The following is a 13843-nucleotide window of genomic DNA, read 5'->3' on the forward strand; positions in this document are numbered from 1 at the left end:
GGGGGCTCCGTCTGATTCAGCCATTGCTATCGAAGGCTTCATGCATTATTGTGCATGTATGAAAAATAGGACCACCGAGAAATCATGTCAAGCACTATATTGCATGAATCTGGGTTAACCCGGGATGAACGCCTGCAAGATGATTCAGGCGCGGCGGCCGCCAACGGCGCCGAGAAAAACCCCTTCCTGGTGGCGCTGGGCGAGCGCGTGCGCGACCTGCGCGCGCGCCGCGGCCTGACGCGCAAGGCGGCGGCGCAGGCGGCCGGGGTGTCGGAGCGGCACCTGGCCAACCTGGAATATGGCAGCGGCAACGCGTCGATCCTGGTGCTGCAGCACATTGCCGACGCGCTGCAGTGCTCGCTGGCCGGGCTGCTGGGCGACGTCACCACGTCCTCGCCGGAATGGATCCTGCTGCGCGAGTTGCTGGAGCACCGCGACGAAGCCACGCTGCGGCGCGTGCGCATCGCCGTGGGCGAGATGCTCGGCACCGGCGGCGAGAATGCCGCGCAGGCGGCGCGCAGCCCGCGCGTGGCGCTGATCGGCCTGCGCGGCGCCGGCAAGACCACGCTGGGCGGCATGCTGGCCGAGGACCTGGATTTCCCGTTCGTCGAACTGAGCCGCGAAATCGAGAAGTTCGCCGGCTGCAGCATTGCCGAGATCCAGGGGCTGTACGGCATGAACGCCTACCGCCGCTACGAGCGCCGGGCGGTGGAAGAGGCCATCCAGATCTATCCCGAAGCCGTCATCGCCACGCCGGGCGGCCTGGTGTCCGACCCGGCCACCTTCAACCTGCTGCTGGCCCACTGCACCACGGTCTGGCTGCAGGCCGACGCGGAAGACCATATGGAGCGGGTGCGGGCGCAGGGCGACTTCCGCCCGATGGCCGCGAGCAGGGAGGCGATGGAAGACCTGCGCCACATCCTGGCCGGCCGCGCCGCGTTCTATTCCAAGGCGGAGTTCTCGCTGAATACCAGCGCGCAGCCGCTGGAGCCAACCTTCGCGGCGCTGCGCGAGCTGGTGCGCTCGGCGTTGCAGATGCCGGGCTGAGGGTTCGCCCGTCACCCGGGGTGTAATCCCCGCAATTTCCGACTGCGTGCCCCTCTCCCGCCTGCGGGGAGCAAGCCGGTCGGGTGCGTTTTCCGTCCCTCCTAAAAATCTGCACAATAGTGCTTGCATAAAATCTGAACGATGAACTATAGTTCTCCTCACCAGATTCCAGTTCATGCACTATGGTGCAGTTCCACCGAGGAGACACCGCCGTGACCACCGCCCCCCGCGTCGAGTACCAGACCACCCCCGCCCAGTACAAGCACCTGAAGCTGAAGTTCGAAGGCCCTGTCGCCACGCTGGCGGTGGATATCGACGAGAACGCCGGCCTGCGTCCGGGCTACAAGCTCAAGCTGAACAGCTACGACCTCGGCGTCGATATCGAGCTGAACGATGCGCTCAACCGCATCCGCTTCGAACACCCCGAAGTGCGCACCGTGGTCGTCACCAGCGGCAAGGACAAGGTGTTCTGCTCGGGCGCCAATATCTTCATGCTCGGCGTCAGCAGCCATGCGTGGAAGGTCAACTTCTGCAAGTTCACCAACGAGACCCGCAACGGCATCGAAGACTCGTCGCAATACAGCGGCCTGAAGTTCCTGGCCGCGGTCAACGGCGCCTGCGCCGGCGGCGGCTATGAACTGGCGCTCGCCTGCGACGAGATCCTGCTGGTGGACGACCGCTCGTCCGCGGTGAGCCTGCCGGAAGTGCCGCTGCTGGGCGTGCTGCCGGGCACCGGCGGCCTGACCCGCGTGACCGACAAGCGCCACGTGCGCCACGACCTCGCCGATATCTTCTGCACCACCACCGAAGGCGTGCGCGGCCAGCGCGCCAAGGACTGGCGGCTGGTCGACGATATCGCCAAGCCGGCGGTGTTCGCGCAGAAGGTGCAGGAGCGCGCGCTGGCGCTGGCAGCGCAGAGCGACCGCCCGGCCGATGCGCAGGGCGTCGCGCTCGCGCCGATCGAGCGGAGCATCGAAGCCGATGCGCTGCGCTACACGCATGTGACGGTCGAGATCGACCGCGCCGGCCGCACCGCCACCTTCACGGTGAAGGCGCCCACCGGTGCGCAGCCGCAGGATATTGAAGCGATTGTCGCCGCCGGCGCCAGCTGGTACCCGCTGCAACTGGCGCGCGAACTGGAAGACGCGATCCTGTCGATGCGCACCAATGAGCTGGACATCGGCACCTGGCTGATCAAGACCAGCGGCGATGCCGCCGCGGTGCTGGCCACCGACGCCACGCTGCTGGCGCACAAGGACCACTGGTTCGTGCGCGAGACCATCGGCCTGCTGCGCCGCACGCTGAGCCGCCTGGACGTGTCGTCGCGCAGCCTGTTCGCGCTGATCGAGCCGGGCTCCTGCTTTGCCGGCACCTTCCTGGAACTGGCGCTGGCCTGCGACCGCAGCTACCACCTGGCGCTGCCCGACGACGAGGCGCGCGCGCCGAAGATTACCGTGGCCGAAGTCAATTTCGGCCTGTACCCGATGGCCACCGGCCAGAGCCGACTGGGACGGCGCTTCTACGACGAACAGCCCGCGCTCGATGCCGTGCGCGCAAAGGCCGGCCAGCCGCTCGATGCCGACGCCGCCTGGGCGCTGGGACTGGTCACCGCCAACCCCGACGATATCGACTGGACCGACGAAGTCCGCATCGCGCTGGAAGAGCGCGTGGCGATGTCGCCCGACGCGCTCACCGGCATGGAGGCCAACCTGCGCTTCAACGGCCAGGAAAACATGTTCACCCGCATCTTCGGCCGCCTGACCGCGTGGCAGAACTGGATCTTCCAGCGCCCCAACGCCGTCGGCGACAAGGGGGCGCTCAAGGTCTACGGCAAGGGCGACAAGGCCGCCTTCGACTGGAACCGCGTCTGATCCCGCACCCACCGCGAACCCAACGACAACCGAATCGTCCTCCCCAGGAGACCACCATGTCCGGCATCAACTACAGCGACAAGATCCCCAACAACGTCAACCTGAGCGAAGACCGCACCCTGCAGCGCGCGCTCGAGCAGTGGCAGCCCAACTACCTGAGCTGGTGGAACGACATGGGCCCGGAAGGGTCGCACACCCATGACATCTACCTGCGCACCGCGATCAGCGTCGATCCGCAGGGCTGGGCCCACTTCGGCCACGTCAAGATGCCGGACTATCGCTGGGGCATCTTCCTGAACCCGGCCGAGGCCAACCGCAAGATCCACTTCGGCGATCACAAGGGCGAAGACGCGTGGCAGGACATTCCCGGGGAATATCGCGCCAACCTGCGCCGCATCATCGTGACGCAAGGCGATACCGAGCCGGCATCGGTGGAGCAGCAGCGCCACCTGGGCCTGACCGCCCCCAGCATGTACGACCTGCGCAACCTGTTCCAGGTGAACGTGGAAGAGGGCCGCCACCTGTGGGCCATGGTCTACCTGCTGCACAAGTACTTCGGCCGCGACGGCCGCGAAGAAGGCGAAGCGCTACTGGAGCGCCGCAGCGGCCAGCAGGACAACCCGCGCATCCTGCAGGCGTTCAACGAACAGACGCCCGACTGGCTGTCGTTCTTCATGTTCACCTACTTCACCGACCGCGACGGCAAGTTCCAGCTGTGCGCGCTGGCCGAGAGCGCCTTCGACCCGCTGGCACGGACCACCAGGTTCATGCTGACCGAGGAAGCGCACCACATGTTCGTCGGCGAGAGCGGCGTGTCGCGCGTGATCCAGCGCACCTGCCAGGTGATGAACGAGCTGAAGACCGACGACCCGGCAAAGCTGCGCGCCGCCGGCGTGATCGACCTGCCGACCATCCAGCGCTACCTGAACTTCCACTACAGCGTCACCATCGACCTGTTCGGCGCCGATGAGTCGAGCAACGCCGCCACCTTCTACAGCACCGGCCTGAAGGGCCGCTACGAAGAAGGCAAGCGCATGGACGACCACGTGCTCAAGGGCCAGACCTACCGCATCCTGCAGGCGCAGAACGGCCAGCTGACCGAGAAGGAAGTGCCGATGCTGAACGCGCTCAACGAGGTGCTGCGCGACGACTACATCAAGGACAGCATGGCCGGCGTCGAGCGCTGGAACAAGGTGATCGAGAAGGCCGGCATCCCGTTCCGCCTGAAGGTGCCGCACAAGGCCTTCCACCGCAATATCGGCGCGCTCGCCGGTGTGAAGGTATCGCCCGACGGCCGCGTGGTCTCCGACGCCGAATGGCGCGATTTCCGCGACCAGTGGCTGCCCACCGAAGGCGACCGCGCTTTCGTCGCCAGCCTGATGGGCCGCGTGGTCGAGCCCGGCAAGTTCGCCAACTGGATCGCGCCGCCGGTCATGGGCATCAACCGCCAGCCGGTGGATTTCGAGTACGTGCGGTTTAACTGAGCCACGGCGTCATCAACCGCGTTCGGTTTGCTCCCCTCTCCCACTGCGCGGGAGAGGGGAGCGTCCGCGGCGGGCCTCGGCAAGCTCAAGCGCAGTGCCCGCGAAGCACTCTGATTCTGGAGACCGCCATGGACATGGCAGAAATTCAAGTCATCAAGCAGCACCTGATCGATCCCGAGATCTGCATCCGCTGCAACACCTGCGAAGCCACCTGCCCGGTGGGCGCGATCACCCATGACTCGCGCAACTACGTGGTCGACGCCGACAAGTGCAACCTGTGCATGGCCTGCATTGCCCCGTGTCCGACCGGCTCGATCGACAACTGGCGCGACATGCCGAAACTGCGCGCCTACAGCATCGAAGAACAGCTGACCTGGGACACGCTGCCCGCAGAGCTTTCGCCCGAGCAACTGGCCGACCTGGCCCCCGGCGCCGGAACGCAGACCGCCGCTCCGGAGATTCCCGCCACGTCGCCGCTCGCCGGCACCGGCGAAGATACCTTCAACAGCGCGCGCTACGGCGCCACCGTGCCACCCTGGTCCGCCGCGCATGCCTACACCAACCTCTATGGCGCCAAGTCTGCGCACAAGACCATCACCGCCACGGTGACCGGCAACGTGCGCGTGACCGAAGTCGGCCGTGAATACGACACGCACCACATCGTGCTGGATTTCGGCGCGACGCCGTTCCCGGTGCTCGAAGGGCAGTCGATCGGCATCGTGCCCCCGGGCACCGACGCCGGCGGCCGCCCGCACCACGCGCGCCAGTACTCCATCGCCAGCGCGCGCAACGGCGAGCGGCCGGGCTACAACAACCTGTCGCTGACAATCAAGCGCGTGCTGCAGGACCACGACGGCAACGCCGTGCGCGGCGTCGGCTCGAACTACATGTGCGACCTGAAGGTGGGCGACAAGGTGGAAGTGATCGGGCCGTTCGGCGCCAGCTTCCTGATGCCCAACCATCCGCGCTCGAATATCGTGATGATCTGCACGGGCACCGGCAGCGCGCCGATGCGGGCGATGACCGAATGGCGCCGGCGGCTGCGCAAGGCCGGCAAGTTCGACGGCGGCAAGCTGATGCTGTTCTTCGGCGCGCGCAGCAAGGAAGAGCTGCCGTACTTCGGGCCGCTGCAGAACCTGCCGAAGGATTTCATCGACATCAACCTGGCGTTCTCGCGCACGCCGGGGCAGCCCAAGCGCTATGTGCAGGACCTGATGCGCGAACGCGCGGCCGACCTCGTGGCGCTGCTGGCTTCAGCGGATACGTACTTCTATGTCTGCGGGCTGAAGAGCATGGAGGAGGGCGTGGTGCTGGCCTTGCGCGATGTGGCGCAGCAGGCGGGCCTGCATTGGGAATCGCTGGCTGAAGGGCTGAAGCGAGAAGGGCGGTTGCATCTGGAGACGTACTGAAGGCGAGGCGTCGCAGATAGCGCCATCGCCGCTCGCACAGGCTCCCCTCGCCCGCTTGCGGGGGAGCAAACCGGCGGCCGTCGCCGGGATGTCAGGCATGCTTGAACCGCTTGCGCAATTCGTTGGACGCATCGGCCAACCCGCCCTCCGCCACCTCCACCACCTCATGCAGGTACTTCTCGCTCGCCTCCAGCAACGCCCCATACATCCCACTACACATCCCCCGCGCCGTCCGCCCCGGCCAGTCCTGCGGCAGCAGCGCCTCCGGCAGGTTCGGGTCGCGCAGCAGCACGCGCCGGTATTCATGGACCAGCAGCGTCCGGACAAAGAAGGCATCCACCGGCGGCAAGTCTGCCGCTTCGTCCGCCAGCGGTGAAAACCGCCGCAGCAGCGCCTGCCACGCGTGCGCCACATCGCCCAGCTTGAAGGTCTGGTGCATCAGCGCCTGCAGCGGGCGCAGCGAGAACGCCTCCAGGCTGCTCGCCTCCATCACTGCCACATACTCCTGCGCGCGCGCCGCCTGGACGATCTCGCGCAGCGAGGCCAGGTCCGCGTTGGGGTGCGCCAGCACGCCCGGCGCGATGGCGCCGAAGCCTTCCCACAGCAATTCGCGCTTCAGCTTCTGCCGGATGGTGGCGCGTACGTCACCGCGCACCAGCACCATGGTCCAGCGGCCGTCCCAGGCAGGCGCCTCGCCGGCATAAATGCGCTTGCCGGCGTGCAGCATGCGCTGCAGGCCGGCCTCCGACAGCCCGTAGTAGCTGCGCCGCCCGATCCGGGTCGCGGCCAGCCAGTCGTCCGCCGCAAGGCGGAAAGTGGCCGTGCGCACCAGCCTGTCATTGATGCCGAACGGCGCCGCGAGGCGGATCAGGCTGCCCAGCGAGATCGCCTGTGGCCGCGGCGCCACCACGTCGCCGAACAGCGTCGACAGCATGGCATTGGCCCCGAGCTTCAGGCCGCGTGCCAGCCGGGCAATGCGCGGGGAGGGCAGTTCCGGAGCCGGGGAAAGCGCCATGATGGTCCTCGAAAGTGATACACATTCGTCGATTGCTTGAATCAAATTGTATCACTACCATCCATTGCAACTGACGAGCTTGACGCAAATCAAGCGCCCGTCAAGCTTCAGACAAGGCCCTTACAAAAGCGGAGCAGGCATGTACGCACAGCTGGTGGAGACAGGAGCAACAAGGCTCCGCGCGATGGAAGAGATGGACCCGCAGGAGCGCGCGTTCCAGTCCCGCGTGGATGACGGCATCAAGATCGAGGCCAAGGACTGGATGCCCGAGGCCTATCGCAAGACCCTGGTCCGCCAGATCTCCCAGCACGCGCACTCGGAAATCGTCGGCCAGCTGCCGGAGGGCAACTGGGTGACCCGTGCCCCCACGCTGGAGCGCAAGGCGGTGTTGCTGGCCAAGATCCAGGATGAAGCCGGTCACGGCCTGTACCTGTACAGCGCCGCCGAGACGCTGGGCGTGTCGCGCGACCAGATGCTGGGCGACCTGCATTCGGGCAAGGCCAAGTATTCCAGCATCTTCAACTACCCCACGCTGTCCTGGGCCGACATCGGCATGATCGGCTGGCTGGTCGACGGCTCGGCCATCATCAACCAGGTGCCGCTGTGCCGCTGCTCGTATGGCCCGTATGCGCGCGCCATGGTGCGCGTGTGCAAGGAAGAGTCGTTCCACCAGCGCCAGGGCTACGACATCCTGCTGAAGCTGTGCAACGGCACGCCCGAGCAGAAGCGGATGGCGCAGGATGCGCTCAACCGCTGGTGGTGGCCCGCGCTGATGATGTTCGGCCCGTCCGACGGCGATTCGCCCAACAGCGCGCAATCGATGCAATGGCGCATCAAGCTGTTCTCCAACGACGAACTGCGCCAGAAGATGGTCGACCAGACCGTGCCGCAGGCCGAATACCTGGGCCTGACCATCCCTGACCCGAAGCTGAAGTGGAACGAAGAACGCGGCCACTATGACTTCGGCGAGATCGACTGGTCCGAGTTCTACAACGTGATCCAGGGCAACGGCCCGTGCAACCGCGAGCGCCTGCGCACCCGCGTCAAGGCCTGGGACGACGGCGCATGGTTCCGCAACGCGCTGGTGGCCCACGCGGACAAGCAGGCCGGCAAGCAGGCGCAGCAAGCCGCCGCCTGATTTCCGCCTGATCGCACGCGGCGCAGCGCGCCGCTCCCCACATCGAATCGCTTTACACAGGAGGTTGCCATGAAAGAGTGGCCGCTTTGGGAGATCTTTATCCGCAGCCAGCACGGCCTGGCCCACAAGCACGTGGGCAGCCTGCACGCGCCGGACGGCGAAATGGCGATCAACAACGCCCGCGACGTCTACACGCGCCGCAACGAGGGCGTCAGCGTCTGGGTGGTCAAGGCCAGCGACGTGATGGCCAGCAGCCCCAGCGACAAGGGCCCGCTGTTCGAGCCCGCCAACAGCAAGGTCTACCGCCACCCCACGTTCTTCCCGATGCCGGAAGCGGTCAAGCACATCTGAGGCGGCCCGGACCATGACGAACCACAAGCTCGAATATTTGCTGCGCCTCGGCGATTCCACGCTGGTGCTCGGCCAGCGCCTGTCGGAATGGTGCGGCCGCGGCCCGGCGCTGGAAGAGGACATCGCGCTGACCAACGTCGCGCTCGACCTGATCGGCCAGACCCGCCTGTGGCTGGGCTATGCCGCCGAAGTGGAGGGCGCCGGCCGCAGCGCCGACCAGCTGGCCTTCCTGCGCGACGCGCACCAGTTCCGCAACCTGCTGCTGGCGGAACAGCCCAACGGCAGCTATGCCGATACGCTGGCGCGCCAGTTCCTGTTCGATACGTGGCACTACTTCCAGCTCGAAGCGCTGCAGCGATCAACCGATGCGCGCATTGCCGAAATCGCCGCGAAGTCGCTCAAGGAAGTGACCTACCACGTGCGCCGCAGCGCCGACCTCGTGGTGCGCCTGGGCGATGGCAGCGAAGAAAGCCACCGCCGCATGCAGGATGCGTTCGGCGACCTGTGGATGTTCACCGGCGAACTGTTCGAAGCCGATGCGGCCGAGGCCGCTCTGGCGCGCGCAGGCGTGATCCCCGATCCCGCCACGCTGGCCGAGCCCTGGCAGCGTCATGTCGGCGAGGTGCTGGAGGAAGCCACGCTGCGCGTGCCTGCGAGCCAGTGGGCGCAGAGCGGCGGCCGCCACGGCCGCCATACCGAACACCTCGGCTACCTGCTGGCCGAGATGCAGTTCCTGCAGCGCGCCTATCCCGGCGCGCAGTGGTGAGCATCATGACCGCGCAAGCGCTGGCGCGTCCCGCCGTGGAGCAGGTCTGGACCTGGCTCGACGCGGTGCCGGACCCTGAGATTCCAGTGATTTCCGTGGTGGATCTCGGCATCGTGCGCGACGTGGCGTGGGAAGGCGATGCCTGCGTCGTCACCATCACGCCGACGTATTCAGGCTGCCCGGCCATGACCGTGATCCGCGAAGGCATCGAAAGCGCGCTCGCCGCGCAGGGCGTGGACAAGGTGCGCGTGCGGACGCAACTGGCGCCGGCGTGGACCACCGACTGGATGACGCCGCGTGGCAAGGCCAGCCTCACCGGCTATGGCATCGCGCCGCCGGCGCAGCAGGTGATCGATATCAGCGGCATCAGCCGGAAAGCGGCGCCGGCCCTGGTGGTGGCCTGCCCGCACTGCGGCTCGCGCCATACGCGGCTGGTCAGCCAGTTTGGCTCGACCGCGTGCAAGGCGCTGTACCGCTGCGGCGACTGCAAAGAGCCGTTCGACTACTTCAAGGCTCACTGAGAAGGAAAGGTGGGGAGATGAGCAAATTCCATGAACTGACGGTGGCCTCGGTCACGCGCGAAACCCGTGACGCGGTGGCCGTGACCTTCGCCGTGCCGGACGAACTGGCCGACGCCTACCGCTACGTGCAGGGCCAGCACCTGACGCTGCGCACCGGTATCGACGGCGAGGACGTGCGCCGCTCGTACTCGATCTGCTCGGCGGTGCAGGATGCGCAGCTGCGCGTGGCGATCAAGCGTGTCGACGGCGGGCTGTTCTCCAACTGGGCCAACGAGCAGTTGCAGCCGGGCATGAAGCTGGAAGTGATGCCGCCGTCCGGCCATTTCCACGTGCCGCTGTCCGCCACGCACGCGAAGCACTACGTCGCCTTTGCCGCCGGCAGCGGCATCACGCCGATGCTGTCGATCATCAAGACCACGCTGCAGGCGGAGCCGGACAGCCGCTTCACGCTGTTCTACGGCAACCGCGCCTCGTCGTCGGTGCTGTTCAAGGAAGAGCTGGAAGACCTGAAGGACACCTACCTGCAGCGCTTCAACCTGGTGTTCGTGCTCAGCCGCGAGCAGCTCGACATCGACCTGTTCAACGGCCGCATCGACGGCGGCAAGGTCAACGCGCTGCTCAAGCACTGGGTCAGGCCGCAGGACATCGACGTCGCCTTTATCTGCGGCCCGCAGTCGATGATGGAAGAAGTCTCGCAGGCGCTGCTCGACAACGGCGTCGACAAGGCCCGCATCAAGCGCGAGCTGTTCGCCACCAGCATCCCCGCGGCGCGGCCCGCCGCGCATGCGCACAAGCAGGTCGGCCAGCAGCAGTGCGAGGTGACGGTGATCCAGGACGGCCGCACCCGTTCCTTCACGCTGGAAAAGAACAAGGAAACCGTGCTCGACGCCGCGCTGGCGCAGGGCATCGAGCTGCCGTACTCCTGCAAGGGCGGCGTCTGCTCGACCTGCCGCTGCAAGCGCATCGAAGGCGAGGTCGACATGGACGTCAACTTCGCGCTGGAAGACTACGAAGTCGCGCGCGGCTTCATCCTGAGCTGCCAGAGCTACGCCGTCAGCGACAAGCTGGTGATCGATTTCGACCAGGAAACCTGAAGCGTTTTCCTGCCATTCCCAATACCCAGATTCAATCTCGCCCCCGGAGCAAGCCGTGTCCCACCCGTTTTTCGAACGCCACCAGGCGCTGCTGGAACAAGCCACCCAAGCCATTGCCACGCGCGGCTACTGGAGCCCGTTCGCTGAAATGCCGAGCCCCAAGGTCTATGGCGAGACCGCCAATGCCGATGGCAAGGCCGCCTTTGAGGCCCGCCTGGACCAGCCGTTCGCGTTGTCGCAGCCCGGCACCGCCGGCCAGGCCGGCAAGGAAGTCTCGCCGTATGGCCCGGAACTGGGCATCACTTATCCTCGGCCTGATCTCGATCAGCTCTTTGCCGGCGTGGCCAGGGGCATGCCCGCATGGCGCAAGGCCGGACCGGAGGCATGGGTGGGCGTATCGCTGGAAATCCTGCAGCGCCTGAACCGCCGCAGTTTCGAGATTGCCTACGCGGTCATGCACACCACCGGCCAGGCCTTCATGATGGCCTTCCAGGCCGGCGGCCCGCACGCGCAGGACCGCGGCCTGGAAGCCGTGGCCTACGCCTGGGACGAACTGCGCCGCATCCCGAAGCTCGCCACGTGGGAGAAGCCGCAGGGCAAGAACGAGCCGCTGCGCATGGAAAAGCGCTACACCGTGGTGCCGCGCGGCGTGGGCCTGGTGATCGGCTGCTGCACCTTCCCGACCTGGAACGGCTATCCCGGCCTGTTCGCCAGCCTGGCGACCGGCAATGCGGTGGTGGTCAAGCCGCACCCGGGCGCGGTCCTGCCGCTGGCGATCACCGTCGAGGTGGCGCGTGAAGTGCTGGAAGAAGCCGGCTTCGACCCGAACATCGTCACGCTGGTGGCCAACGACCCGAGCGAGCGCATGGCGTCGAAGCTGGCGTTGCGCCCGGAAGTGCGCCTGATCGACTTCACCGGCAGCACCGCCAACGGCGACTGGCTGGAGCGCAACGCGCACCAGGCGCAGGTGTACACCGAGAAGGCAGGCGTCAACCAGATCGTGATCGACTCCACCGCCGACTTCAAGGGCATGGTGCGCAATATCGCTTTCTCGCTGTCGCTGTACTCGGGCCAGATGTGCACGGCGCCGCAGAACATCTACGTGCCGAAGGACGGCATCGACACGCCGGAAGGGCGCATCAGCTTCGACCAGGTTGCCTCGGCGATCGGCGAGGCCGTTGGCAAGCTGACCAGCGATCCGGCCAAGGCGGTCGAACTGATCGGTGCGATCCAGAACGACGGCGTGGCGGAACGGATCGAAGCGTCGCGCGCGCTGGGCGAGATCGTTGCCGACAGCCGTGTGCTCGAACATCCCGAGTTTCCGGGCGCGCGCATCCGCACGCCGCTGGTGCTGAAGGTCGATGCCAGCGACGAGGCGAAGATCATGCAGGAACTGTTCGGCCCCATCTCCTTCGTCGTGGCGACCGACAACACGGCGCACAGCATTGAACTGGCGCACCGCGGCGCGAAGACACACGGCGCGCTGACGCTGTCCGCATACACCACCGACGCGGGCGTGACCGAAACCATCCGCGATGCCGCGGAAGACGCTGGCGTGGCGCTGTCGCTTAACCTGACCGGCGGCGTGTTCGTCAACCAGTCGGCCGCGTTCAGCGATTTCCACGCTACCGGCGCCAACCCCGCGGCCAATGCATCGCTGTCGGATGCGGCCTTCGTCGCAAACCGCTTCCGCGTGGTCCAGAGCCGCTCGCATATCTGATCGCAAGGCCTGCAGTACCCCGGCGCCGGCCCCCCTTCGTACGCGGCGCCATCATAACGAGATGGAGTAGACAATGGTGCAACGCAACCCCAACCCCAATGAGCTGGAGCCGATCGAGCGCGCCAGCCGCGACGAACTGCAGGCGCTGCAGCTGCAACGGCTCAAATGGAGCGTGCGCCATGCCTATGACAACGTGCCGCATTACCGCAAGGCGTTCCAGGCGGCCGGGGTGCACCCGGACGATTTGAAGTCGCTGTCCGACCTGTCGAAGTTCCCGTTCCTGACCAAGCAGGACCTGCGCGACAACTATCCGTTCGGCATGTTCGCGGTGCCGCGCGAGCAGGTGGCGCGCGTGCATGCGTCGAGCGGCACCACCGGCAAGCCGACCGTGGTCGGCTATACCGCGAAGGACATCGACACATGGGCAAGCGTGGTGGCGCGCTCGATTCGCGCCGCGGGGGGCCGCGCCGGCGACCTGGTCCATGTCAGCTATGGTTACGGGCTGTTCACCGGCGGGCTGGGCGCGCACTACGGCGCGGAGAAGGCGGGCTGCACGGTGATCCCGATGTCGGGCGGACAGACCGAGAAACAGGTACAGCTGATCCGCGAGTTCCAGCCCAACATCATCATGGTGACGCCGTCGTACATGCTGAACCTGATCGAGGAGATGGAGCGCCAGGGCATGGATCCTTCGGAAAGCTCGCTGAAGGTCGGCATCTTCGGCGCCGAGCCCTGGACCGACGCGATGCGCGCGGAGATCGAGGCGCGTGCCGGCATCGACGCGGTGGACATCTACGGCCTGTCCGAGGTGATGGGGCCGGGCGTGGCTTGCGAATGCATCGAGAGCAAGGACGGCCCGGTGATCTGGGAAGACCATTTCTATGCCGAGATCATCGACCCGGTGACCGGCGAGGTGTTGCCGGATGGCTCCGAGGGCGAGCTGGTGTTCACCTCCCTGACCAAGGAAGCACTGCCGGTGATCCGCTACCGCACGCGCGACCTGACGCGCCTGCTGCCGCCGACGTCGCGCTCGATGCGCCGCATCGGCAAGATCACGGGGCGCTCGGATGACATGCTGATCATCCGCGGCGTCAACGTGTTCCCGTCGCAGATCGAGGAACTGATCCTGAAGGCGCCGGCGCTGGCGCCGCAGTACCAGCTGGTGGTGACGCGCGACGGGCACCTCGACAAGCTGGAGGTGCGGGTCGAGGCGCGGCCCGAGCGCTCCGCGTCGCTGTCGGCGGATGACCGGGCGGCGCTGGAGCGGGATCTAAAGGACCAGATCAAGACCTATGTCGGCGTGACCACGCGGGTGCAGGTGGTGGCGGCTGCAGGGATCGAGCGCACCACGGTCGGCAAGGCAAGGCGCGTGGTGGACATGCGGCCGAAGGTTACACACGAGCAGCCGGTTGGCGCGATCTGAGGCG

12 protein-coding genes are annotated in these 13843 nt (G+C 66.6%); 11 read left to right on the top strand and 1 reads right to left on the bottom strand.

The genetic code is table 11. The features are described 5' to 3' along the window. The first annotated feature begins 84 nt into the window (after positions 1-84). From ACAD63_RS24750 to boxA, 4 genes are all read left to right on the top strand, one after another. Positions 85-1047, top strand: coding sequence for a helix-turn-helix transcriptional regulator (locus tag ACAD63_RS24750; RefSeq protein WP_135702994.1), 963 nt, complete (start codon positions 85-87; stop codon positions 1045-1047). Positions 1048-1259: 212 nt separating this feature from the next. Next, on the top strand, positions 1260-2918 hold the full coding sequence (gene boxC, locus ACAD63_RS24755; protein WP_135702993.1) for a 2,3-epoxybenzoyl-CoA dihydrolase: 1659 nt from the start codon (positions 1260-1262) through the stop codon (positions 2916-2918). 56 nt (positions 2919-2974) lie between these two features. Beyond that, entirely contained in the window at positions 2975-4402 is a 1428-nt protein-coding gene (gene boxB, locus ACAD63_RS24760) for a benzoyl-CoA 2,3-epoxidase subunit BoxB (protein ID WP_195427006.1), read from the top strand. Positions 4403-4530: 128 nt separating this feature from the next. Continuing rightward, positions 4531-5811, top strand: coding sequence for a benzoyl-CoA 2,3-epoxidase subunit BoxA (boxA, locus tag ACAD63_RS24765; protein WP_434034492.1), 1281 nt, complete (start codon positions 4531-4533; stop codon positions 5809-5811). Between the two features lie 91 nt (positions 5812-5902). Here the strand turns inward: boxA and paaX are convergent, their stop codons facing one another. Further along, positions 5903-6826 (bottom strand): phenylacetic acid degradation operon negative regulatory protein PaaX, encoded by a 924-nt coding sequence (paaX, locus tag ACAD63_RS24770; RefSeq protein ID WP_434034493.1) that lies wholly within the window; start codon positions 6824-6826, stop codon positions 5903-5905. 139 nt (positions 6827-6965) lie between these two features. On the opposite strand from paaX, the gene paaA reads away from it, so the two are divergent. The 7 genes from paaA (at position 6966) to paaK (ending at position 13839) form a co-directional block, all read left to right on the top strand. Continuing rightward, the gene (gene paaA, locus ACAD63_RS24775; RefSeq protein WP_135702990.1) at positions 6966-7964 is read left to right on the top strand and encodes a 1,2-phenylacetyl-CoA epoxidase subunit PaaA; all 999 of its coding nucleotides are present in this window, start codon (positions 6966-6968) and stop codon (positions 7962-7964) included. Positions 7965-8033: 69 nt separating this feature from the next. Further along, positions 8034-8315: a 1,2-phenylacetyl-CoA epoxidase subunit PaaB gene (gene paaB / locus ACAD63_RS24780; RefSeq protein ID WP_434034494.1), complete on the top strand. Its 282-nt coding sequence runs from the start codon at positions 8034-8036 to the stop codon at positions 8313-8315. A 13-nt stretch (positions 8316-8328) separates the two neighbouring features. Further along, complete coding sequence (gene paaC, locus ACAD63_RS24785) at positions 8329-9081, top strand: 1,2-phenylacetyl-CoA epoxidase subunit PaaC (protein WP_434034495.1); 753 nt, start codon at positions 8329-8331, stop codon at positions 9079-9081. A 5-nt stretch (positions 9082-9086) separates the two neighbouring features. Continuing rightward, positions 9087-9602 (top strand): 1,2-phenylacetyl-CoA epoxidase subunit PaaD, encoded by a 516-nt coding sequence (gene paaD / locus ACAD63_RS24790; protein WP_133094281.1) that lies wholly within the window; start codon positions 9087-9089, stop codon positions 9600-9602. Positions 9603-9619: 17 nt separating this feature from the next. Continuing rightward, the gene (gene paaE, locus ACAD63_RS24795) at positions 9620-10696 is read left to right on the top strand and encodes a 1,2-phenylacetyl-CoA epoxidase subunit PaaE (protein WP_133094282.1); all 1077 of its coding nucleotides are present in this window, start codon (positions 9620-9622) and stop codon (positions 10694-10696) included. A 55-nt stretch (positions 10697-10751) separates the two neighbouring features. After that, complete coding sequence (gene paaN / locus ACAD63_RS24800) at positions 10752-12416, top strand: phenylacetic acid degradation protein PaaN (protein WP_434034496.1); 1665 nt, start codon at positions 10752-10754, stop codon at positions 12414-12416. A 73-nt stretch (positions 12417-12489) separates the two neighbouring features. Then, positions 12490-13839, top strand: a complete 1350-nt coding sequence (gene paaK, locus ACAD63_RS24805) for a phenylacetate--CoA ligase PaaK (protein ID WP_195427016.1) — start codon at positions 12490-12492, stop codon at positions 13837-13839. Positions 13840-13843: the final 4 nt, after the last annotated feature.

Origin of the sequence: Cupriavidus sp. a3 (assembly GCF_051015765.1) — a bacterium.
GTDB lineage: Bacteria > Pseudomonadota > Gammaproteobacteria > Burkholderiales > Burkholderiaceae > Cupriavidus > Cupriavidus oxalaticus_A.